This window comes from Neobacillus niacini, assembly GCF_000759675.1.
GTDB lineage: Bacteria > Bacillota > Bacilli > Bacillales > Cytobacillaceae > Neobacillus > Neobacillus niacini_A.
In genome coordinates, this window is sequence record NZ_BAWM01000139.1 from 1 (window position 1) to 22612 (window position 22612).

Below are 22612 nucleotides of genomic sequence, written 5' to 3' on the forward strand. Positions count from 1 at the left end.
GATCAGGTTGATAGGTCAGAGGTGGAAGCGCGGTAACGTGTGGAGCTGACTGATACTAATCGTTCGAGGACTTAACCAATTTTTTAAAGCGAACTCGTTTTACAACTTCTTTGAGCATTATCTAGTTTTGAGGGAATGATTTTTTTTAAAAAACCTCTTGAAAAATCTCAAAAAGACAGTATAATAAAGATTGTCTTTGAGAAAAGTAGTCTGGTAATAATGGCGAGAAGGTCACACCCGTTCCCATACCGAACACGGAAGTTAAGCTTCTCAGCGCCGATGGTAGTTGGGACTTTGTCCCTGTGAGAGTAGGACGTTGCCAGGCTGCAATTCTATTATTATTCCGCAGTAGCTCAGTGGTAGAGAAGAGCATATCATCATGAATATGCTGCGAGTTGTACACACCGAGCCGCTCCTTGAGTTACTTTCTGAGGTGGGGACACACGTAAGTAAACAAGTTTTAGGGAATTAATTCTATTATTCCGCAGTAGCTCAGTGGTAGAGCTATCGGCTGTTAACCGATCGGTCGTAGGTTCGAGTCCTACCTGCGGAGCCATTCTTTTATGGAGAGCTGTCCGAGTGGCCGAAGGAGCACGATTGGAAATCGTGTAGGCGGGTAACCCTGTCTCAAGGGTTCAAATCCCTTGCTCTCCGCCATAAAAACTCTAACTATTATATGGCCCCTTGGTCAAGTGGTTAAGACACCTCCCTTTCACGGAGGTAACACGGGTTCGAATCCCGTAGGGGTCACCAAAGTTTTTTTCTCGGTAGTGTAAAATAACTCACCTTAATATGGAGGATTAGCTCAGCTGGGAGAGCATCTGCCTTACAAGCAGAGGGTCGGCGGTTCGATCCCGTCATCCTCCACCATGATTTTTTCACAAAGTGAAAATAATCTTCAAATTGTCGCGGGGTGGAGCAACGAGCGTTACTTCACAGAATAAACTGCGAGTTGTGTCAATCGAGCTGCTGCTTGAATAGGCTTTCTGAGATTGATACAGTCCATACCAACTATGGGCATGAAGCAAATGTAATAATTTTTATTGTCGCGGGGTGGAGCAGTCCGGTAGCTCGTCGGGCTCATAACCCGAAGGTCGCAGGTTCAAATCCTGTCCCCGCAATTCGGTCTGGTAGTTCAGTTGGTTAGAATGCCTGCCTGTCACGCAGGAGGTCGCGGGTTCGAGTCCCGTCCAGACCGCCATTTTTATTAAACGGCGTAATATTGTGGCTCAGTAGCTCAGTCGGTAGAGCAAAGGACTGAAAATCCTTGTGTCGGCGGTTCGATTCCGTCCTGAGCCACCATTTTTATTCTATTGATTATATGCTTGCCGGTTTAGCTCAATTGGTAGAGCAACTGACTTGTAATCAGTAGGTTGGGGGTTCAAGTCCTCTAGCCGGCACCATTTGGTATTAACATCATACTATGTGGAGGGGTAGCGAAGTGGCTAAACGCGGCGGACTGTAAATCCGCTCCCTCAGGGTTCGGCGGTTCGAATCCGTCCCCCTCCACCATTTATAGGGGTATAGTTTAAAGGTAGAACGAAGGTCTCCAAAACCTTTGGTGTGGGTTCAATTCCTACTACCCCTGCCAATTAATTTTATTATGGCGATTGTGGCGAAGTGGTTAACGCACCTGATTGTGGTTCAGGCATTCGTGGGTTCGATTCCCATCAGTCGCCCCATAAAACCATCATTAAAAAAACAATATATCATTGGGCTATAGCCAAGCGGTAAGGCATCGCACTTTGACTGCGACATGCGTTGGTTCAAATCCAGCTAGCCCAGCCAATTTGCGGAAGTAGTTCAGTGGTAGAACACCACCTTGCCAAGGTGGGGGTCGCGGGTTCGAATCCCGTCTTCCGCTCCATAATATGGCGGCATAGCCAAGTGGTAAGGCAGAGGTCTGCAAAACCTTTACCACCGGTTCGAATCCGGTTGCCGCCTTCAATTTTTCACTTGAGATTTAATAGCGCATTTTATTGCGCCGGGGTGGCGGAACTGGCAGACGCACAGGACTTAAAATCCTGCGGTAGGTGACTACCGTACCGGTTCGATTCCGGTCCTCGGCATTATTTTTACAAAATTTTATTATGCCGGTGTGGCGGAATTGGCAGACGCGCACGACTCAAAATCGTGTTCCTCTGGAGTGTCGGTTCGACCCCGACCACCGGTATCTGAAATAAGGCAGCCAAGCCTTATGAATCAAGACTTTCAACAGTTCATGTTGGAGGTCTTTTTTGTTTTCTTCAAAAGACTGAAATTAGTTAAAATCGTGTGCTTCGAATCTTATGCTTGGAGGGGATTTTATGTCCAGAAGAGGAAAGCTTACTGATGATGAATTGAAAATAGTCAATGCAAAAATTACTGATGAAGAAGCTTTTAAATAGAAGAGTGTCAAAAACAGAAATCGGCTCTTAGGTAGATATAAATAGTAGGAGAGTGCTTATTATCTTATCCCTAGGAATAATATGGAAATTAGTGAATCAGATACAGGATTTACCAATCCAAATATATATAAGATGAAGAAAGGAAAAAAGAAGATCTGGAAGTTTCTTCAGAAATATCAATGCCAAGAAAACTACTTCATTAATGATTTAGAGTGTCAGAGGAATGGAAGTTAGGGTTACGATAGAAAAAACATTGCCTTATAAATAATCTGAAAATTCAAAAGAAATATATTTACAATTATCCTATTTAGTACTATACTTACATTATAAATAAAAAATATACAATATACATTATATTTTATATCTTTGAAAGGAATGTAAGGCATGTCTTTTAACAAAGTTAAAGATAATGAAATTGCGAATAGAACTTTATCCCAACAAATTGCAGATTCGATTACAATGGAAATCATTGAAGGACAATACAAGCCAGGAGAACGATTGTATGAAATGAAATTAACTGAACATTTTGGGACAAGTAGAGCACCGATTCGGGAAGCACTATATATTTTAGAAAAGGAAGGAATAGTAGAAAGAAGTCCCCGTCGGGGAGTATTCGTAAAGAACTACACTTCTAAAGAACTGTTTGATTTATATGATGTAATTTACCGTCTTGAAGAAATTGCACTTGAAAAAGCAAGTGAGTCCATTTCGGAAAGTCAGTTAATTTACTTAAAAGATCTTATAGGACAAATGGAAAGCGAAGCAGAACAAAAGAAGATAAGGAATTATTTTAGTCTTATGGAAAAGCTTCAAATAAGTTTCTTTGAGGTAACGGGAAATGAGGTATTAAAGGAAGTGTACACCAATCTAATCACACGTATCACCAGATTCCGTTTTATGTCCCTATCCCATCCTTTAAGTCTAGAGCATTCAATCGAGGAATATAAAAGTATTGTAGATGGGCTTATTGAACGAAACTATACCCAAGTAAAGTTTCATTTGAAAAGAAAAGAAAAACGAGCTTTAGAAATTTGGAAACAAAAAGGATTTTAATAGGATTAATTTCGTTACTTTACATGGAGTATATATGCGTACTGCTTCTCTTATAAAAGCCACTTAGGCTATCGAACCTTATACTATATCTGGTTTTCAATGAACGACAATGTTTTAGAGACTTTTACCTGTCTATTTATCTATAGTATATTTTCAGATAATTGAGGTAGCAAAAGCTACCACCGAACTGTCATCCCATGCCTACAGATGGGCTAGCCCATGCATGGGCTTTCTCGTTTGGATAATCTGTAATTTACTATTAAATAAATTATTTAGGGGCAATCTTTCCGTTGAAAATGTCGACAATATATTTTAAAAGGAGGTAATTTACAATGTCTGTTTTGAAATCCGGAATTATAGATACCGATGTCCATCCATGGGTGAACGGTGATATAAAAGGGTTGTTACCTTATTTAAGCCAATCATGGCAAAAACATTTTGATGGAAGATACACTTTGCCTAATCATGCATTACGACCACCGTTAGCACGGGCATCATCCAATCGAATCGATGAAATACCGCCAAATGGAGGAGAACCTGGGTCGGATCCTACTTATGTAAGCAGTCAATTATTGGATCGCTATAACATAAAGCATGCTATCCTTTCATCCATTCAGGCTGGAAAATTGGTGTCTTTACCTAATTCAAATGAAGCTATTGCTTTAGCAAGAGCATTTAACGACTTCATGATTAATGAGTGGTTAACAGTAGATCCAAGGTATAAATTGGCAGCATGCATCGCAGTTCATAATCCTATTGAAGCAGCTAAAGAGATACGTCGAGTTGCGCAAAATAAAAGTGTAGTTGCAATATTTATGCCATTATTTAATATCTTGATGGGAAACCAACATTATCATCCCATTTATGATGCAGCTCAGGAATGTGGACTCCCGATTTTCCTGCATCCAACAGGTACTGAAGGAGGATTCTCAACTAGTCTTCAATTTGCGGGTGGGGTGCCAAGCACTTATATAGAGAGGCATACCAGCTTTCCACAGATCGGCATGGCCCAATTAAATAGCCTAGTTTTTGAAGGTACTTTTGTGAAATTCCCTAATTTAAAAGTTGTTTTAGCCGAATTTGGATATAGTTGGCTACCCCATGTACTCTGGAGAATGGATCAGAATTGGAGAGGATTTAGAAAAGAAATTCCATGGATTACAGAGGAACCGAGTCAAATCGTGTTAGATAAGGTTCGTTTAACTTCACAACCTGTGGAGGAGCCAAATAAGAACAAGTATCTCATGCAAATTTTTGAAATGATTCAGGCAGAAAAAACATTAATGTTTAGTACGGATTATCCGCATTGGGATAATGATTTTCCTGATCATACGTTTACGTCTATTCCGGAAGAATTAAAACAACGAATATTTCATGATACAGCCGCTGAATTTTTCTCATTAGATTAAGGAGGATAATATGGAGTATCTTGTCTGTACAATGGATCAATTGACAAATGGAAAAGCCTTATTAGTAGATATAAATGAAATTACAATAGGTGTATTTTTTGAAAATGGCCATGTGTATGCTATAAGAAATCAATGCCCCCACAAGCTTGCGCCTATCTGTAAAGGCGTGGTAGGCGGTACTATGCTTCCAAGTGATCCGTGCGATTTTAAATTTGGTATGGAAGGCGAAGTGTTGAAGTGTCCCTGGCATGGGTGGGAATTTGATTTAAAAACTGGAGAATCTTTATTTGGTATCAGCAAACGGAAAGTAAAAACATATCCAGTTGAAGTAATCGAAAATGATGTGTATATCAAGATGTAAATGAAGATACCCGTGTGTTTCCAAATAAGTAACTATTAATAAGCAAATATAATTTATAGCACCTTTCCAGAAATGAGAGCCGGCAAATATATAGGGGGATGAGTGTGCATGAAGGTAGGACTGATAGGATTAGGGAATATGGGAGGCCGAATTGCAAAACGATTACTTCAAGAGGGGAACCGAATCTCCATTTACGACAAAAATCCACAAATTATTCAGGAGTTTGTGGCGTATGGGGCAGAAGCAGCTACCAATCCACAAGCACTTGCCGCTAAGAATGAAATTATTATTACTGTATTACCGAATGCTGAGATAGTAAAAGAGGTTGTGTTAGGGAATGAAGGTTTGATCAAAGGGTTTAAACCTGGAAGCACACTTATTGAAATGACTACATCTCTTCCAGAAGTGACCCGTGACATTGGAAAAGTGCTCTATGAAAATGGAATAAGCATAATAGATGCTCCGATTAGTGGTGGAGTAAAAAAGGCAGAAACCGGAGAACTTTCCATCATGGTAGGAGGGGAAGAGGCTGTATTTTCAAGGGTCCTTCCGATATTAAATCAAATTGGCACTACAATTATACTGGTAGGTGAATTAGGGGCTGGTCATACGATCAAGGCGATAAACAATCTGCTTTGTGCAACAACTTTAGGTATTACAGCTGAAGCATTGGCGCTAGGAGTCAAAATGGGATTGGACCCTGAAAAGATGCTTAAAGTGATAAATAATAGCAGTGGAAGAAGTCATTCAAGCGAAGTGAAATTTCCTCAACAAGTTTTGAATCGGAAGTTTGAGGTAGGATTTACAATCGACCTCATGTATAAAGACATCAGCATTGCACTTTCTTTAGCTCAAGATCAAGACCTACCACTGGGCATTTCTGAAGCAGTGCTGCAGCTATGGAAAAAAGGAGTTACCTATGGGGGAGATTTGGACCATACAGCAATTGCAAAAGTAGTTGAACAAATGGCGGGAGTTGAAATTAAATCTACTGAAAAGATAGGGACAGATGAGGAAATCTCACAATTCATTGATTTACAAGGCCAGAGAAAGTAAAGGGAGTAAGAATGGTAAAGGATAATACAGAATTAATCATACAAAAAATAACCGAAAAATTGTACACACTTGATTTACCCCAATTGATGACAATTTAAAAAGGTCTCACGAAAGACTACATAATTTGGAAGGCTTATCGGCATTAATTGGAATGAACAGGGCGTTATAGAAATGATATTAAGCGATACTAACACCAATACATTTGGTGTAACCCAAGGTGGAGCTATATATTCACTAGCCGACGTAGCAATTGGTTATCGAATATTGGATCAGTTAAAGGAGAAACAAAAGGTTTTTACACTAGAGATGAAGATGAATTTCATAAAAAAAGGTAAAGGAGCCAAGTTAGCCGCAAAAACGGAATTATTTCATTGGGGAAGGCAAACGGTGGTCATACAATGTCAAATCCTTGATGAGAATGTAGAAATAGTGGCACACTCTCTCGGAACCTTCTATATTGTTGATGATGAAAGAATAGATTCTTAATGGATTTGTAGAATAATAATTTCCTATTTCGAAAATTATTATCTGATTATTACGTTAATTAGGAAATTGAATAGATAGAAGGGAGAAATATTTATATGAATAAGGATAGATACGAAGAGGGGCTTAAAATCCGGACTGAAGTGGTTGGTGCTGAGTATGTTGAAAAATCTATTAAAAACGCAACTGATTTTAATCGCCCTATGCAAGAACTAGTTACTGAATATTGTTGGGGGGAGGTATGGGGAAGACCTAATCTTCCGCGTAAAACTAGGAGTATGATTAATCTTGCCATGTTAACGGCTCTCAATCGTCCTCATGAATTAAGGCTGCATATCAAGGGTGCTATACGGAACGGAGTGACTCAAGCGGAAATTCAGGAGATTTTCCTGCAATCTATAATTTATTGTGGAGTGCCTGCAGGAGTTGAAAGTTTTCGGATAGCTCAAGAAGTTTTAAATGAAGAAGAAATATGAACTAGTATTAGAAGTTGTCAAAAATACCTAACCCAAAATAACTAACATCCAAAAATTGCGAACTGGGTGGAAGGAGTGTAATTTTATGGAGTTTGTTCATTTAAGTTATATAGGGGTCGAAGGTCATATTGCAAATGTGGTACTCGATCGGCCTGAATCTCGAAATGCCTTTAATACGGAAATGGCTCATCAGCTGTTAAAAGCATTTAAATCGATTTCTATTAGTGATGCAAGGGTTGTTTTACTAAGTTCTTCAAATAAAAAGTCTTTTTGTTCGGGAGCCGATCTTAAGGAGCGTAATGATCTGACAGAAAATGAATGGCGGGACCAGCACAAGTTATTCGAAAATATGTTCAACAGTATTAATGATCTTCCTCAGCCTGTTATTGCCGTTGTTGATGGGTATGCAGTAGCTGGAGGAGCAGAAATTGTAATTAACTGCGATATGATCGTCGCTGCCAAAACTGCAATATTTGGTTTTCCTGAAGTAACGCGCGGAATAATGCCTGGGGGAGGAGGGAGCCGTTTGTTGCCTAGACGTATCGGAGTGCATCGTGCGAAGGAATGGCTTTGCACAGGGCGATTTGTTAGTGCTCAAGAAGCTAACGAGACAGGCTTTATTAATCGTTTAACCGACTCGGATACTCTATTTTCACATGCATTGGAGCTTGCAGAAGCGATTGCAAAAAATGCGCCTTTGGCTGTTCAGAATTGTAAAGCATCAGTTGATGAAATATTCGGGATGGATGACAAATCTGCTAGGGATCGCGAGTTGGAGTTTTATAATCGGTGCGTGGATACTGAGGACAGACAAGAAGGTGTTCTAGCTTTTGTAGAGAAGCGTTCTCCACGTTTTATAGGGAAATAGTAGGTTTCTTATTTAGCAGAAACATTTTAAAAAAAGGAGAGGGGAGCATGTCGAGAGAATCTCAACCGAAAACAAGTGGACCACTTTCAGGTATTCGTGTACTTGATTTAACCAGCAACATTTCGGGACCAAGTGCTACGGTCATTTTGGCTGACATGGGGGCCGAGGTGGTAAAGGTGGAACGACCAAAACGAGGTGACGATGCACGTGGAATGGGACCTTATATACAGGGGGAATCTTCCTATTTCTTAGCAATTAACCGTAATAAGCAGTCAGTGGTGATCGATATCAGCACCGAAGAGGGACAGGACATTATCCGACGGCTAGCAAGACAGTTTGATGTAGTTGTGGAGAATTTCCGCCGGGGGGTATTGCACAAATACCAGTTAGATGGGGAATCACTTTGTAAGGAGAATCCACAACTCATTTATTGTTCCTTGTCCGCTTATGGGGAAGAGGGTCCAGATTCTGTGAATCCCGGATATGATGCTGTGCTTCAGGCAAGGACGGGTATTATGAGCATTACTGGATCAAGGCAGGAAGAGCCATCTCGAGCAGGAGTTTCTATCCTTGATGCAGGTAGTGGGATGTGGAGTGTAATTGGAATCTTGTCAGCGTTATATCACCGTGAACAAACAGGGTACGGGCAATTAATCGGAACTTCTCTATATGAAACAGGCGTGTATTGGATGAATTATCATTTAACTTCTTATCAGGCAACTCAGCAAGATCCAGTTCCACAAGGGACATCTCATGCAGCCTTTGCCCCTTATGGGTCTTACCAGACAAAAGATGATTTGTTATTACTGGGTATATCGAATAACTCTTTATTTGGAAGGTTGCTTCAGGCATTGGATCATGCGGAATGGGCAGAAGATCCAAGGTTTATCCATAATAGTGATCGTATTGTTCATCGAAATGAGCTTGATAATTTGTTAAATGAATGTTTTTCCAATGAATCATGTTCCTATTGGCTAGAGCGTCTTAATATGGCTGGTGTACCTTGTTCTAGGATTCAAAGAGTATCCCAAGTCATGGATGATCCACATCTTCAACTGTTAAATATGATGCCAGCTGTAAAACACTCTTCCGTTGGATCCATTAAAATTCCACGGCTGCCAATCAGAATGAAAAAAACACCTCCTGAGTTGCGTACAGGTGCCCCAAAATTGGGTGAACATACAAATGAGGTATTAAGACGTTATGGCGTTACGCAATTAGAACTGGAAGGGTTTTCAAGAAAAGGGATTATAGAATAAAGAATGAAATGGAGAGATGATAAGATGAAGAATCAAACATTGGAAAAACAAACATTTCATGATGAACTGCGTAGTAGTGTTAGAGCAATCTGTAAAAATTACCCTGATGAATATTGGAGAAATTTAGATAAGCAGGAAGCATATCCTGAAGATTTTGTAAATGCATTAACCCAATCTGGATTTCTGGCAGCCCTAATTCCGGAAGAATATGGTGGTTCCGGGTTATCGCTAACAGAAGCCTCAATTATTATGGAGGAAATCAATTTATCGGGGGCTAATGCGGGCGCTTGCCATGCACAAATGTATACGATGGGTACACTATTACGCCATGGTTCTGATGAACAAAAAAAGAAGTATTTACCCAAAATAGCAGATGGCAAATTACGTCTTCAAGCTTTTGGTGTCACAGAACCGAATACTGGATCTGACACGACCCAATTAACAACGACTGCGGTACGCGAAGGCGATAACTATGTGGTAAATGGGCAAAAAGTATTCATTTCAAGGGCGGAACATTCTGATCTAATGCTTCTTTTAGTTCGAACCACACCAATTGAACAAGTAAAAAAAAGAACAGAAGGCTTGTCAGTCCTACTGGTTGACTTGAAAGAAGCAGTAGGGAACGGCATAACAATTAGTCCAATACGTACAATGATGAATCATGCTACCACAGAATTGTTTATTGATAATTTAGAAGTTCCTGTAGGGAATCTTATAGGAGAAGAGGGTAAAGGATTCAAGTATATTTTGGATGGAATGAACGCAGAGCGAATTCTAATTGCTGCGGAATGTATCGGGGATGGATATTGGTTCATTGATCGAGCAACTGAATATGCAAAACAGAGAGTTGTTTTCAAACGTCAAATCGGTCAGAATCAGGGAATTCAATTTCCAATTGCCAAATCTTACATTAATCTAGAGGCCGCCAACCTCATGAGGTATCGTGCAGCTGAATTATTTGATGCTGGGCTCCCGTGTGGTAAAGAAGCAAATATGGCTAAACTCCTCGCTGCTGATGCTTCTTGGGAAGCAGCCAATGTTGCACTTCAAACACATGGTGGTTTTGGTTTTGCTGAGGAATACGATGTAGAAAGAAAATTCAAGGAGACAAGATTATATCAAGTTGCTCCGATTTCCACCAATATGATTTTGTCATATGTGGCGGAACATGTCCTTGGGTTACCTAGATCCTATTAATTAGATCGGAGGGGTACTGTGAATTTTCCGGAGAGAATTGAAATTATCGAAGTAGGGCCTCGTGACGGACTTCAAAATGAACCTGAACCTGTTTCGACGTCTAATAAAAAAGAACTGATTAAAAAACTGGCTGATGCGGGATTTTCTCGAATTGAGACTACCGCATTCGTCAGTCCGAAATGGGTACCTCAAATGGCTGATGCTGATGAAATTTCTGACTACTGTAATAGGTTAGGGATAGAGTATATTGCACTTACTCCCAATTTGAAAGCACTCGATAGGGCTATTGCAGCCAAGGTCAGGCAAATTGCAGTATTTATCGGAGCTAGTACTATATTTAATCAAAAAAACATCAATAAAACAACTGAAGAATCCTTGGCTGAGTGTGAAGCAATTTTCTTGAGGGCTAAGGAACACGGGTTATTCATTCGAGCGTATATCTCCATGGCATTCACATGCCCTTATCAGGGAGAAGTAACGTTTGAAGAAGTGAATCATGTCTGTCAGAGATTTGTGGAGTTAGGTGCTGATGAAATCGTAATTGGGGACACAAACGGACATGCGAATCCGCAAATGGTTTATGAACGCTTTTCCAGATTACGAGAACTCTATCCAGATACTGTTTTTGTTGGTCATTTCCATAATACATGGAATATGGCCCTAGCCAATACGATTGCAGCCATCCAATCTGGAGTTGAAAAGTTTGATAGCTCGATCGGTGGTCTCGGAGGCTGTCCATACACTCCTGGCGCGACAGGTAACTTGGCTACAGAAGAGTTACTTTTGATGACATCTGAAATGGGAATTGAAACTGGTATTTCCTTCGAAAAAATAAAGCAAATCGTGCCATTTGCCAAATCACTTTCAACTCGATCTATGTAGCTTTATATGATAAGAGTTTTTCTATATTCGAATGCAGTGCATTACACTCTTGAAAAAGATACTTCTCCTCAATTTTGAGTGGAAATTCCATCTATATGATCCCATTAACAATTAGCTTTATGATTTTATAACCATTTTGTGGTGTTAGTGTCCACTTTCTTCATTCGCTGAATGGGATCTTATATAGTTAATCAGTGAGTCTCCTGTGCGTTCGATGTGCTGGAATACTACCCCATTGATACTAGAAGAGCTGGGATTGCCCATGCCGGTTGTGGAAAATAAAGCTTAATTTCGAATGAATTTTATTAATCCGTTTGATCAGGGGTCCATATATTTTTAATTAATAATAATTTAATTAAAAATACAAAGGGAACAAAGTGATTTAAATATTTACAAAATTCAAAATATATATTACGATCTAATAAATAAGAATATTATCGACAATATATTATATAAAAAAACGGAAGAATTTTTGAGTGTGCTAGATTGCATTTTTTAATCTAGGGGGGATTAAATTGTCGGAAGTTATGAAATATGATTTGTTGATTAATGGTCAATTTGTAGAAACAGAAGAAAAGATCCCAGTGTATGACAAATTTACGGGGGAGATAGTAGCAGTTACGGCAAAAGCAACAAAGGATCATGTTTTTGAAGCAGTTGGTGTAGCAGAATCTGCCTTCAGAAGAAAAGAAATTTCCCCGTTTCAACGGTATGAGATTTTAGAAAGATCTTCACGGATTCTAGCGGAAAGAAAGGAAGAAATGGCTTTAGCCTTGGTTCAAGAGGTAGGAAAAACCATTAAAGACGCAAGAGGAGAAGTGGACCGAGCTGTCCAAACACTCTTGCTTTCTGCAGAGGAAGCTAAGCGCATATATGGAGAAGTACTTCCGTTATCGGCTTCACCGGGCTCGGAAAATAGGATGTGTTATACGGTTCGCATACCGATTGGGGTCATCGGGGCCATTACTCCATTTAACTTTCCGTTAAACTTGGCTGCTCACAAAGTTGCGCCCGCACTGGCAGCTGGCAATACGGTTGTGCTGAAGCCCGCATCGGCAACGCCCTTATCAGCCTTCCTTCTTGCTGAAATCCTAACGGAAGCGGGACTTCCTCCAGGCCACCTTAATATTATCACCGGTTCTGGCAGTCAGATGGGAGATTGGCTTCTGGAAGATAAGCGGATTGGTAAATATACGTTCACGGGGAGTGCAGAAGTGGGTGAATATATCAAGGCGAAAAGCGGATTGCGCAGAGTTTCTCTTGAATTAGGAAATAACTCGCCTAACATTGTTCATGAAGATGCAGATATTATACAGGCTGCACAGCTTTGTGCTCTTCGTGGGTTCTCTACTGCGGGCCAAGCTTGCATCTCAGTGCAGCGAATCTATGTCGCGCGTCCGGTGTTAACTCTATTCCTCAATGAGTTGAAAACTTTTACCGAAGGTTTGATTGTTGGCAACCCTTATGATGAACGTACAGATATTGGTCCGATGATTAATGTAAAGGAAGCAACCAGAGTTGAAAATTGGGTCCGAGAGGCTGTTAAGCAAGGGGCTAAGTTGATTGCTGGAGGAAAAAGGGAAGGCGCGATCTTCTATCCGACCATTTTAACTGATGTAAAACCGGAATTGAAGGTAGTGTGTCAAGAGGTTTTTGGTCCTGTCGTAACAGTCATTCCTTATAATGATATTGATGAGGCGATCGATATGGCCAATGCTACGGAGTATGGATTACAGGCTGGTATTTTTACTAATAACTTGAACATTGCGATGAAAGCAACCCAACAGCTCCATATGGGCGGAGTCATTGTCAATGATACTTCTACCTATCGTGCCGATCTAATGCCTTATGGTGGAGTGAAGAATAGTGGAATTGGCCGGGAAGGCCCGCGATATGCAATTGAAGATATGACTGAGCTAAAAGTTGTGGTTTTTAATTTGTAATTAGTAGATATATTCTGTACATTTTGTCGATACACTCGAAGGATGAATTGGAAGTTCTTTAGATGGGAAATGTAAACGTTTATCGCACTGCCAAATTTGTAGATTTAATTCCTATTTTCCATGTCAATAACGTTATCACAAGGAATATCTGAAGTTATTGCTACGGAAATTGCTGGTCCCTATTCGTAAAGCACTGATGAGTTTGTTGAACATGTCCCACGAAGTGGAGTTTTCGTAATAAACAAACTAGAAAAGGATTATTTCTCTATCCTTCTCTATAGTTTAGAAAGATTCTATAAAATAATATAAAGATATTGTTAAAGATTTAAAGGAAGGGTTTATTGAAATGGTTAAGATAATCTGAGTGAGTAAAAGATAAAAAATCATTGAATATTCTGTGAATATATATAAAGATTAAAGTAACTAAGGATTAAAATTAGAAAATAGAAACTTACGTTTTTAGAAATTAAACTCTGAAATTATGATAATTTGAACATTTTTTTAGGAGGGTATTTATGACTACAGGAAGAGTGGCTGTTTTTTCAAAACCAAACTCACCAATGGAAATTCGAGAATATAAGGTGCCGAATCCAGAACCAGGTGCAGTAATTATTAAAGTATCTATGTGTAATATTTGTGGATCAGATCTCCACGCGTGGAATGGGGGGTTTGATTTAAGTAGTGCAGGAGGTAAATTACCAACCGTTTTGGGTCATGAAATGGTTGGAAAAGTTCATAGTTTGGGAGAGGGTGTTAATAAGGATTCAAGTGGAAAAACACTTCAAGTTGGAGATAGGGTTGTCTTTCAATATTTTTACAATTGTGGTAAATGTGCTAATTGTCTAAAGGGCAAGACAGTAAGTTGCTATAATCGGACAATGGCCATGACAGAAGATTGCGATCAATCCCCTCATTTCGTAGGGGGATATGGTGATTACTTTTATTTAAAACCTAACCATGTAATTTTTAAGATACCAGAGAATTTGGAAGACGAAATAGTATCTGGGATCAATTGTGCAACAGCACAACTGATCTATGGTTTGAAAAGGGTTAACTTATCTTTTGGTGAAACGATTGTTATTCAAGGTGCTGGTGGATTGGGCATTTATGCAACAGCAGTCGCCAAGGAAATGGGCGCCCATCAAGTAATCGTGATAGATGGTGTAAAAGAGAGGTTGGAACTTGTAAAAGAGTTTGGGGCTGATGAGGTTATTAATATGGAAGAATATAAAGATTCACGTTCAAGGGTTAAAGCAGTTAAAGAATTGACTAATGGCCTCGGTGCAGATGTTGTTGTTGAGCTTGTAGGTATTCCTCAGGCTATTGATGAAGGATTAAAAATGCTTTCTTTATCAGGTCGTTATCTAGTAGTAGGTAATATTACTAAAGGCGCAAAGGTAGAAATTGAGCCATCAAAATTAGTTTTCGGTAACAGATCAATTATAGGTGTATCAACATATGAGCCTCAAGAATTAAAAGAGTCTTTGGATTTCATCAGTAGGACAAAAGATAAGTATCCTTACCAAAAATTATTTGGTTCAAAATTTAAACTAGAAGATATTAATTATGCTTTTGAACTAGCTGCAGAACGTAGGGTTACTAGAGCATCTATTATTATGACATCAGATGAGTAAAGACCTATCTCTAATAATATAAAATTAATTGGAGGATTAACATTATGTCTAAAAACTATTTGAATTTTATTAATGGAGAGTGGGTATCTGCGCGAACGAATAAAACTTTTGAAGTTATCAATCCAGCTACTAGAGAAGTAGTAGGAACAGTTCCACTAGGTGGTAAAGAAGATGCCCAAGATGCTATTGAAGCAGCAAAGAAAGCCTTCCCAGAATGGTCTGCTTTATCGCCTTTTAAAAGAGCAAGGTATTTAAATGGAATTTATCAGAAAATGGTATCTCGTAAAGAGGAGTTAGCACAATTAATAACAGCTGAAAACGGAAAACCGCTAGAGGAAGCAATAGGAGAAGTACTTTATGCTGCTAGTTTTGTTCAATGGTATGCAGAAGAGGCAAAACGTGTTTATGGGGATACCTTACCTTCAAGCTCAGGAAGAAAAAGACTACTTACCATTAAACAACCAGTTGGGGTTGTGGGGGCGATCACACCTTGGAACTTCCCATCTGCAATGATCACTCGTAAAATTGCTCCAGCATTAGCAGCTGGGTGTACAGTGGTTATAAAACCAGCAGAACAAACACCTTTAAGTGCAGTGGCTATTTTTAAAATTTTTGAAGAAGTTTCATTACCCCGAGGTGTAGCTAACTTAGTCTGTGGTGACCCTATTGAGGTTGGTACAGAGTTAAGTACTCATATCAATGTATCTAAAGTTACATTTACGGGTTCTACTGAAGTAGGGAAAATCATTTATCGTAATGCCTCTGATACAGTAAAACGAATTTCCCTTGAGTTAGGTGGTCACGCTCCATTTATCGTTTTTGAAGATGCGAATTTAAAGAGTGCAGCAAAAGCATTATTAAGTAATAAATATATGAATGCAGGTCAAACATGCATTTGTACGAACCGCGTGTATGTTCAAGAATCCGTAATTGACGAATTCACAAAAATCTTTATTAATGAAATGCAAAAATTAAGTGTTGGCTACGGAATAGATGAGGGTGTTAATGTTGGGCCTTTAATTGATATGCAAGCGATAGAGAAAGTTGCCAAACATGTAGATGATGCTGTCTCCAAAGGAGCGACGTTAATGATTGGGGGTAAACAATTAACTGAAGGGAATTTAAAAAGAGGTTTCTTCTATTCACCAACATTACTCACAAATACTACGGAGGACATGTTGGTAAATAGGGAGGAAACTTTTGGTCCAGTGACATCTTTTATGAGTTTTAAAACTGAGGAAGAAGTTCTTAGTAGAGCAAATAATACTTCGTTTGGTCTAGCTGCTTACTTTTTTACAAATGACGTCAATCGTGTTACACGCATATCAGAATCTTTAGAATATGGAATTATTGGTATTAATGATTCTCAACCAAGTGTGGCAGAAGCTCCATTTGGAGGATTTAAACAAAGTGGTCTTGAAAAAGAAGGAGGTTATCAAGGACTTGAAGCATTTTTGGAAACAAAATACTTATCTATGAGACTCTCTTAACGGCAATATATTATTTCAACTAAAGTCAAGAGAGGTGTTCCTTTTGAAAACTAATTATTCTTTGGAAAATTACAAAATAAAAAACTCTAAATTAATGGAAGAGGAAGCAAGCGTTATTCGTCAGCATTTGGAGGAAAGCATACAAAAAACGAAAGAAAATGGCATCCATTTTTTTGGCAATTTTGTAGGTATGAATTTCTTAGGATTTGAGGGAGATGTATTTATTTCAGAGATTGAGGCAAAACCTCATCTTTTAAATACATTTCAAGTTTTGCAAGGGGGAGCACAGGCAACAATTTCCGATGTTACTATGGGTTTTATGCTCCTTCAATTATATGGAGACGTTGTTACATTGGAAATGAAAACAAACTATATAAACCCAGGACACGGAAAGGTTTTTCAAGCAAAGTCCAAAGTAGTTGGAAAAGCGGGAAGACATATCTTATGTGAATGTCGTTTAGAAAATGAGGAAGGTATCTTGATATCTTATAGCACAGGTACATTTGTCCAAAGAAATCCAAATAAATCTTGAAAGGGGTGATTTAAAGGAGAAACGTAGTTGTTGAACGGTTCGCCATATCTTAACAAACGCCAAACTTATAATGTCTTTTTCAATAGTTGAAATATTACCATTAATTAAAAAGAAATTAACTAAGAGGAGGATCTAAATGGCTACATTTGTAGAAAGAAATTTTCCGCACGCAGCATTTGCGACAGGATGGTATCAAATTGCATGGTCTAGTGAAATAAAGCTAAAAGAAACAAAAAGCATGAGATATTTCAGTCAAGATTTGGTTTGTTATCGGGGAGAGTCCGGAAAACTTTATTTAATGGATGCACATTGTCCGCACCTGGGAGCACATCTTGGTGTTGGTGGATGCGTTGAAAATGAAAATATTCGCTGCCCTTTCCACGGATGGTTATGGGATTGTGAAGGAAAAAATGTTGAAGTTCCTTACAGTGAAAGAGTAAATCGGGCAAAGTCGATAAAAACATGGGAAGTCAGAGAAGTAAACGAAGCTATTTTAACCTGGTATGACAGCGAGGGTAAGCCGCCTGCATGGGAACCACCGGTAATTCCTGAAGCAGAGGATGATAACTTCTACAAATGTGAGCCCGGTGGAACGTATACTTGGGGTAAGGTTCGTGTTCATCCACAATTTCTTGCAGAAAATGCAGCAGATATTGCCCATTTCCGATTTGTTCATCGTGCTCCAGAAACGCCAAAAGTTGAGCTTATGGAAATAAAAGGTCATCATGCTCATCTGATTCATAAATACCCTTATGGTAAAAAGCCTTCTGATCTCACACCAGATGGAACCATTTGGGGGGACCTGGAGGTTGAGGCATGGGGCGTTGGACTGATAAATTTCCGACTCGTTAAATATTTTGATTTGGTAAACGCACTAAATATTACTCCAATTGATGAAGAGTATTCTGATATTAGAGCCTCATGCTGGGTTAGTAAAAAATATGGGGACAACAAAGATGAACTTTCTGGAAAAGCAAAAAAAGCGGTTGATGAGCAATTTAGACTTACAGATTTTGATGTACCTATTTGGGAGAATATGCTTTATGTTAAACGTGCGCCTCTCGTTGCTGAAGAAGCGAAAGCCTATTCGGATCTTCGTAAATGGTGCGATCAATTTTATCCGGCAAAAGAAGAAGTTCAAAATTAGTGGTTGCCTTATTGCTATTTGATCAATGTTAGAATGATATTTCGTAGTACGAGGTCTCTGCACAATCCATTATTAACGTTCAATTAAATCTATTTTCAGAATAGTCGATAAAGAGAAATTAACTCTGGAAATTTCTCACGAATCGTGCGGAGACCTTTTATACTACTTTATCCTGAATTATTCACAGAATTTCTAAAATAAGCTAATTTCGCCTATCTAATCAGCTTTCTCGTTAATATTTATTGCATGAAATAAATGAAAAAAGAATCCATTTCTGATACGGTTAAAACTTCGATGAAATAACCACAGAAAGGATTCTTATAATGGCTACTTTACCGCAATTACCGCAAAAGATTTATCAAATGATTGCCGGCTATTCAGATGATGACGCTGCTGAACAGCTAACCAATGATCCTGTGTTTACTCAAATTATAGGGACACCTGCGTTAGTTTCACAACCAAGTTTATCTCGCTTCTTTAGACGGTTTGATCCAACATCTATCGAACAATTAAAACAGGCCAATCAAGAGCTCCTCGATAAAATTCATTAGTTCAGAGACTTTGCAGAATTCAACACTTACAGATTGAATAACTGAATAACCCATTCAAATGACACTTAAAAAAATCAATGTGTTATACCAAGGGAGTAGTCTGCTTAAAAATGACCATTTTCAGTTCCTAATTTTAGGAGTGCTACTTTTAACAAGAAAGAAGAACATAATTCTTTCAAAGTTTAAAAATGCAATTGATTTTTGATTAAATCATTACCATAAAGAAGGTATGAATAATTCAGGTTTATAATTATTAAATTCCGTGAATGGGGGATGTATGAATGTTAAGTACTTTAGAAACAAACCTTATTCAAAGGGTTTGCGTAGGAGATATGCTCTATAGAACTACCGAACGTTTCCCCAATAAAATTGCGATAGTAGATGGGGATGTCACATTAACATATAAGCAATTCAATGAAAAAGTAAATCAGGTAGCACGCACTCTTCTTCAAAAGGGTTTTCAAAAGGGTGATATTGTCGCAACAATGTGCGAAAATACACATGAATTCGTAATAACTTATTTTGCATGTGCTAAGTCTGGTTTAGTCGTCATGCCTCTTAATATAAAGCTGGCAATTGACAACCTCGCTTACCAATTAAATCAATCTGAAACCAAAGTTATTGTTTTTACACAAAGCTCGAAGGAAAAATTGAATAGTTTAATAGAACTAGTTCCTTCTTTACAAGAACTCTACATGACAGAAGTCGAAGAAGAGTTTATGTTGGGTGGAAAGAAGATTTTCCCATTCTCACAACTGGTGTCTGGGGATATTTCAGAAGTTGAAGTCGTTATTGAAGATAGAGATACATTCCAATTAATGTACACATCAGGAACAACTTCAAAACCAAAGGGAGTACAAACAAGCCACCTAGCTATTTATATTTCAACTCTGGGGACATCTTTGCAATATAAACTGGATCATAATGATTCCTCAGTAGTTGTATTGCCATTATTCCACGTAGGGGGATTAACCTGTATACTTCTGCCAAACATTTTGGTAGGTGGTACAAATGTGTTGATTAGACAGTATAATGCATCGCACATATTGAATGCGATGGAGCAATATAGGACGACTTGGACGATGCTTTCTGCTCCGATGTGGCTTGAAATTTCAGATCAACCCGGTCTTTCAGGAAGAGATTTTTCTTCAATGAGATTATGTGTATGCGCTATCGCTACTTTACCACAATCAAGACATAAACAGGTTAAATCTGTTTTTAATAATGCTGATATTATATTGATTTCAGGACAGACGGAGTTTAACCCACCGAATGCAGCCCAACGACCCGAACAAGGATCAACCAGTGCGTGGGGGCCACCAGTTGTTGCTCAAAGCGCTAAAATAATGGATGATCATGGTAATCTTTTGCCTCCTGGAGAGATTGGAGAAATAGTATACCGTGGTCCTCAATCAATGACATGTTATTTCAAGGATCCTAAGTCAACTTCAAGTGCTTTTGAATATGGATGGTTCCATTCTGGTGATCTTGGTTATATAGATGAAGATAATGTTGTATGGTTCGTTGATCGCAAGAAAGACATGATTAAGACGGGCGGAGAAAATGTAGCATCAGTTGAAGTAGAATTAGTTGTTAGAAACCATACTAAAGTAGCTGAATGTGCCGCTGTTGGATTACCTCATGAACGTTGGAGTGAAGCAATTACAATATTCGCTAAATTAAATGAAGGAGAATCACTTGAAGAAAAAGAGTTGCTTGATTTTTGTAAAGAACGATTATCTGGATTTAAAGTCCCTAAAAAAATCGTCTTTGTCAAAGAATTGCCAATAACAGCGAGTGGAAAGGTTCAAAAGCATGAATTAAGGAAAGAATACTATGATCTCTTTAATATAGAAGAAGTAAATAGTTAATCAGTAGTAAGTTTTTATTACTGTTAAGTATTTGTTTTTTTGATAATTAAGGTTAATTTCCCCAACAAGAGTACTTTAAGCTGAATAGATGAAAAAGGGTTCTTCTTTAGCAGAATCGAATCAACAAGGAATAGATTCAAAGAGTGAGCCCTTATGAAGAGTTGCGCTAGAAGGCATAAAAGATTGAACAAAGGCGTTTCAACTGATATTCACGATAGAGATGTTTGAATTAGTTTTCGTAAGCGCCTTCATTACTAAGAAACAGTATGCAATGGCGATAATCTTTCCCTGCAGCAACTTGTCGAGGAACTCCAGATACGTGTAAGTACGTTTGGCAGTTTCCTCGGCATGTGCATGCAGGATTTCCGGAATGAGACTCCATCCTCTTAAAAACTCTTAAAGACGGTGATTAATATGGCAAGTACTGAACATTTAAAAATTCTAGCCGAAGGGTTAAAGGCGGTTATTCAATGGCAATCTATGAATAAAGGTGCTCGTTTAGATCTTAAGAATGCTGACCTAAGGGGCTTTGATTTAAGTGGTTATCCTCTTCAAGGGGCTAATCTTTCAGAAGCTATTCTTGATGAAGTAAAGTTAGTCCGCACAAATCTCTGGAAAGCAAATCTGGATGGTGCGAGATTTAGGAATGCCGATTTAACTAATGTTATTTTGCGTGAATCTGACTTAACGGATACTGATTTTTCAGGCGCTACAATGGTTGAAGCTGATCTGCGAAGGGCATCGGCACATCATGGAATAGCCAATTTTAATAACGCAAGTATTATGAATGCAGATTTAAGAGGGGCTGATTTACGCACTTCCTCATTTGAAAATGCCAATCTTACTTTCAGTAACATGTGGCATGCGGATATGCGTGGAGCCCACATGAAAAACGCAAACTTGTCAAGAGTATATTTAGGCTGGGCTAGTGAATGGAATGCAGATTTAAAAATGTTTGATGAAATTGGGACATCAGCCAATTTTGCAAATGTTAACTTTGAGGGTGCTAATTTGAGCTACGCCGATCTAACAGCGGCTAATCTCTCCTATGCTCAATTACAAAAAGCTTGTTTAGATCATTCCAACCTTATGAAGGCAAAATTACAAGGTGTCGAAGCGATAGAAGCAAGCTTTATTCAAGCAAATTTAGTAGGCACGGATTTAACTGAATCTAATATTGCTCAATGTGACTTCACTAGGGCATGGTTACTTAAAACAAATCTCTATAAAGCTAAATTGTATAAATCTAATCTTGATGGTGCAGTATTTGGCCAAACTTTACTTAGCGATATTGATTTGACTCTAAACGAGAAGTTAGATAAGACAGTTCATCTAGGCCCTAGCAGTGTAGATTATAAAACGATAAAGAGGTTGTCGTTATCAGCAAATGGTGAAGAGTTTTTGGAGAGATGCGGAATACCTAAGTTAGAAAAATTTTCAAGGGATTCTAGTATTTATTCACAGCACACATGTTTGTTTATTTATGCACCTGAAGACGAGTATATCGTGGATGAAATGTCAAATATACTAAAAAATAATAATATACTTAGCTGGAGGTTACCTATTTGCAGTAATTTCGGAAATTCAATTCTATTCAGGCAAATCCTTTCATTATTTGATATTGTATTTTGTGTCTTTTCAGGTCATTTGACTAAAGTAAATATTGATTTACTTTATAATATTGAACGTACAATTAAAGACTATGATAGAAATAATAATTATCTTTTGGTACCAATTTTAACTGATGGTAATATATTTTTTGAACGATTATCTAAAGATTTTTTAATATCACATATGCTAGATGTTTCAAATATGAAGAAAGATAATGAATTAGTTCATAATGGAATTGAAGAAATACTAAAAACAATAAACCAAAAAATTTGTTATGTTGGGTCAAAAGGTTGATCCATCGACTGAAGAATGATTTGCTTTTTCGTTTAGATTACCTAAGAACAATCCCGGATACCCTGTATTATGGAAGGATACTGGAAAAGAAGAGAAAGAAAATAAATT

General features: G+C 38.4%; 17 protein-coding genes, 16 tRNA genes, 1 rRNA gene and 1 pseudogene. All 35 read left to right on the plus strand.

The window, feature by feature from the left end:
- Positions 1 to 209: 209 nt before the first annotated feature.
- Positions 210 to 325 (plus strand): 5S ribosomal RNA (gene rrf / locus TR08_RS25145).
- A 156-nt stretch (positions 326 to 481) separates the two neighbouring features.
- Positions 482 to 556 (plus strand) — tRNA-Asn (locus tag TR08_RS25150).
- Positions 557 to 565: 9 nt separating this feature from the next.
- Positions 566 to 657, plus strand: a tRNA-Ser gene (locus TR08_RS25155).
- Positions 658 to 678: 21 nt separating this feature from the next.
- A tRNA-Glu gene (locus tag TR08_RS25160) sits at positions 679 to 753 on the plus strand.
- A gap of 41 nt (positions 754 to 794) precedes the next feature.
- Positions 795 to 870: transfer RNA gene (locus TR08_RS25165), tRNA-Val, on the plus strand.
- 177 nt (positions 871 to 1047) lie between these two features.
- Positions 1048 to 1121: transfer RNA gene (locus TR08_RS25170), tRNA-Met, on the plus strand.
- A 3-nt stretch (positions 1122 to 1124) separates the two neighbouring features.
- A tRNA-Asp gene (locus tag TR08_RS25175) sits at positions 1125 to 1201 on the plus strand.
- 25 nt (positions 1202 to 1226) lie between these two features.
- Positions 1227 to 1302: transfer RNA gene (locus TR08_RS25180), tRNA-Phe, on the plus strand.
- A 25-nt stretch (positions 1303 to 1327) separates the two neighbouring features.
- Positions 1328 to 1403, plus strand: a tRNA-Thr gene (locus tag TR08_RS25185).
- 24 nt (positions 1404 to 1427) lie between these two features.
- Positions 1428 to 1512: transfer RNA gene (locus TR08_RS25190), tRNA-Tyr, on the plus strand.
- Positions 1513 to 1517: 5 nt separating this feature from the next.
- Positions 1518 to 1591, plus strand: a tRNA-Trp gene (locus TR08_RS25195).
- 15 nt (positions 1592 to 1606) lie between these two features.
- Positions 1607 to 1682: transfer RNA gene (locus tag TR08_RS25200), tRNA-His, on the plus strand.
- 31 nt (positions 1683 to 1713) lie between these two features.
- Positions 1714 to 1788, plus strand: a tRNA-Gln gene (locus TR08_RS25205).
- A gap of 4 nt (positions 1789 to 1792) precedes the next feature.
- Positions 1793 to 1867 (plus strand) — tRNA-Gly (locus TR08_RS25210).
- Positions 1868 to 1873: 6 nt separating this feature from the next.
- Positions 1874 to 1944: transfer RNA gene (locus tag TR08_RS25215), tRNA-Cys, on the plus strand.
- A gap of 39 nt (positions 1945 to 1983) precedes the next feature.
- Positions 1984 to 2069: transfer RNA gene (locus TR08_RS25220), tRNA-Leu, on the plus strand.
- 23 nt (positions 2070 to 2092) lie between these two features.
- Positions 2093 to 2173: transfer RNA gene (locus TR08_RS25225), tRNA-Leu, on the plus strand.
- A gap of 598 nt (positions 2174 to 2771) precedes the next feature.
- Positions 2772 to 3440 carry a GntR family transcriptional regulator gene (locus TR08_RS25230; protein ID WP_045522942.1) on the plus strand — a complete coding sequence of 223 codons (669 nt, stop codon included), beginning with the start codon at positions 2772 to 2774 and terminating at the stop codon, positions 3438 to 3440.
- 332 nt (positions 3441 to 3772) lie between these two features.
- A complete protein-coding gene (locus TR08_RS25235) occupies positions 3773 to 4849 on the plus strand; it encodes an amidohydrolase family protein (protein ID WP_045522945.1) in 1077 nt (358 codons plus the stop codon).
- Between the two features lie 10 nt (positions 4850 to 4859).
- Positions 4860 to 5210 (plus strand): Rieske (2Fe-2S) protein, encoded by a 351-nt coding sequence (locus tag TR08_RS25240; RefSeq protein ID WP_045522948.1) that lies wholly within the window; start codon positions 4860 to 4862, stop codon positions 5208 to 5210.
- A 108-nt stretch (positions 5211 to 5318) separates the two neighbouring features.
- The gene (locus TR08_RS25245; protein ID WP_045522950.1) at positions 5319 to 6266 is read left to right on the plus strand and encodes an NAD(P)-dependent oxidoreductase; all 948 of its coding nucleotides are present in this window, start codon (positions 5319 to 5321) and stop codon (positions 6264 to 6266) included.
- Between the two features lie 165 nt (positions 6267 to 6431).
- Positions 6432 to 6752 carry a PaaI family thioesterase gene (locus TR08_RS25250; protein WP_274521056.1) on the plus strand — a complete coding sequence of 107 codons (321 nt, stop codon included), beginning with the start codon at positions 6432 to 6434 and terminating at the stop codon, positions 6750 to 6752.
- 95 nt (positions 6753 to 6847) lie between these two features.
- The gene (locus TR08_RS25255) at positions 6848 to 7225 is read left to right on the plus strand and encodes a carboxymuconolactone decarboxylase family protein (RefSeq protein WP_045522953.1); all 378 of its coding nucleotides are present in this window, start codon (positions 6848 to 6850) and stop codon (positions 7223 to 7225) included.
- 85 nt (positions 7226 to 7310) lie between these two features.
- On the plus strand, positions 7311 to 8093 hold the full coding sequence (locus tag TR08_RS25260; RefSeq protein ID WP_045522954.1) for an enoyl-CoA hydratase/isomerase family protein: 783 nt from the start codon (positions 7311 to 7313) through the stop codon (positions 8091 to 8093).
- 47 nt (positions 8094 to 8140) lie between these two features.
- A complete protein-coding gene (locus tag TR08_RS25265; RefSeq protein WP_045522956.1) occupies positions 8141 to 9352 on the plus strand; it encodes a CaiB/BaiF CoA transferase family protein in 1212 nt (403 codons plus the stop codon).
- 24 nt (positions 9353 to 9376) lie between these two features.
- On the plus strand, positions 9377 to 10549 hold the full coding sequence (locus tag TR08_RS25270; protein ID WP_045522958.1) for an acyl-CoA dehydrogenase family protein: 1173 nt from the start codon (positions 9377 to 9379) through the stop codon (positions 10547 to 10549).
- A gap of 18 nt (positions 10550 to 10567) precedes the next feature.
- Positions 10568 to 11431, plus strand: a complete 864-nt coding sequence (locus TR08_RS25275) for a hydroxymethylglutaryl-CoA lyase (protein WP_045522960.1) — start codon at positions 10568 to 10570, stop codon at positions 11429 to 11431.
- Positions 11432 to 11958: 527 nt separating this feature from the next.
- Positions 11959 to 13374, plus strand: coding sequence for an aldehyde dehydrogenase family protein (locus TR08_RS25280; protein ID WP_045523213.1), 1416 nt, complete (start codon positions 11959 to 11961; stop codon positions 13372 to 13374).
- Between the two features lie 515 nt (positions 13375 to 13889).
- A complete protein-coding gene (locus TR08_RS25285; RefSeq protein ID WP_045522962.1) occupies positions 13890 to 15008 on the plus strand; it encodes a zinc-binding dehydrogenase in 1119 nt (372 codons plus the stop codon).
- Positions 15009 to 15052: 44 nt separating this feature from the next.
- Positions 15053 to 16498: an NAD-dependent succinate-semialdehyde dehydrogenase gene (locus tag TR08_RS25290; protein WP_045522963.1), complete on the plus strand. Its 1446-nt coding sequence runs from the start codon at positions 15053 to 15055 to the stop codon at positions 16496 to 16498.
- Between the two features lie 43 nt (positions 16499 to 16541).
- Positions 16542 to 17030 carry a PaaI family thioesterase gene (locus tag TR08_RS30560; RefSeq protein WP_052427629.1) on the plus strand — a complete coding sequence of 163 codons (489 nt, stop codon included), beginning with the start codon at positions 16542 to 16544 and terminating at the stop codon, positions 17028 to 17030.
- Between the two features lie 136 nt (positions 17031 to 17166).
- Positions 17167 to 18177, plus strand: a complete 1011-nt coding sequence (locus TR08_RS25300) for a Rieske 2Fe-2S domain-containing protein (RefSeq protein WP_045522965.1) — start codon at positions 17167 to 17169, stop codon at positions 18175 to 18177.
- 347 nt (positions 18178 to 18524) lie between these two features.
- A pseudogene (locus tag TR08_RS25305) lies at positions 18525 to 18725 on the plus strand (transposase); the annotation flags it as partial.
- Positions 18726 to 19009: 284 nt separating this feature from the next.
- On the plus strand, positions 19010 to 20599 hold the full coding sequence (locus TR08_RS25310; protein WP_045522969.1) for a class I adenylate-forming enzyme family protein: 1590 nt from the start codon (positions 19010 to 19012) through the stop codon (positions 20597 to 20599).
- Between the two features lie 414 nt (positions 20600 to 21013).
- Entirely contained in the window at positions 21014 to 22504 is a 1491-nt protein-coding gene (locus TR08_RS25315; RefSeq protein WP_045522971.1) for a pentapeptide repeat-containing protein, read from the plus strand.
- The last annotated feature ends 108 nt before the right edge of the window (positions 22505 to 22612 follow it).

Coding starts and splice junctions, on each gene's coding strand:
- TR08_RS25245 (WP_045522950.1), top strand. CDS start 5,319: ATGAAGGTAGGACTGATAGGATTAGGGAATATGGGAGGCCGAATTGCA.
- TR08_RS25290 (WP_045522963.1), top strand. CDS start 15,053: ATGTCTAAAAACTATTTGAATTTTATTAATGGAGAGTGGGTATCTGCG.
- TR08_RS25315 (WP_045522971.1), top strand. CDS start 21,014: ATGGCAAGTACTGAACATTTAAAAATTCTAGCCGAAGGGTTAAAGGCG.
- TR08_RS25280 (WP_045523213.1), top strand. CDS start 11,959: ATGAAATATGATTTGTTGATTAATGGTCAATTTGTAGAAACAGAAGAA.
- TR08_RS25265 (WP_045522956.1), top strand. CDS start 8,141: ATGTCGAGAGAATCTCAACCGAAAACAAGTGGACCACTTTCAGGTATT.
- TR08_RS25270 (WP_045522958.1), top strand. CDS start 9,377: ATGAAGAATCAAACATTGGAAAAACAAACATTTCATGATGAACTGCGT.
- TR08_RS25310 (WP_045522969.1), top strand. CDS start 19,010: ATGTTAAGTACTTTAGAAACAAACCTTATTCAAAGGGTTTGCGTAGGA.
- TR08_RS25235 (WP_045522945.1), top strand. CDS start 3,773: ATGTCTGTTTTGAAATCCGGAATTATAGATACCGATGTCCATCCATGG.
- TR08_RS25255 (WP_045522953.1), top strand. CDS start 6,848: ATGAATAAGGATAGATACGAAGAGGGGCTTAAAATCCGGACTGAAGTG.
- TR08_RS25260 (WP_045522954.1), top strand. CDS start 7,311: ATGGAGTTTGTTCATTTAAGTTATATAGGGGTCGAAGGTCATATTGCA.
- TR08_RS25230 (WP_045522942.1), top strand. CDS start 2,772: ATGTCTTTTAACAAAGTTAAAGATAATGAAATTGCGAATAGAACTTTA.
- TR08_RS25240 (WP_045522948.1), top strand. CDS start 4,860: ATGGAGTATCTTGTCTGTACAATGGATCAATTGACAAATGGAAAAGCC.
- TR08_RS25300 (WP_045522965.1), top strand. CDS start 17,167: ATGGCTACATTTGTAGAAAGAAATTTTCCGCACGCAGCATTTGCGACA.
- TR08_RS25285 (WP_045522962.1), top strand. CDS start 13,890: ATGACTACAGGAAGAGTGGCTGTTTTTTCAAAACCAAACTCACCAATG.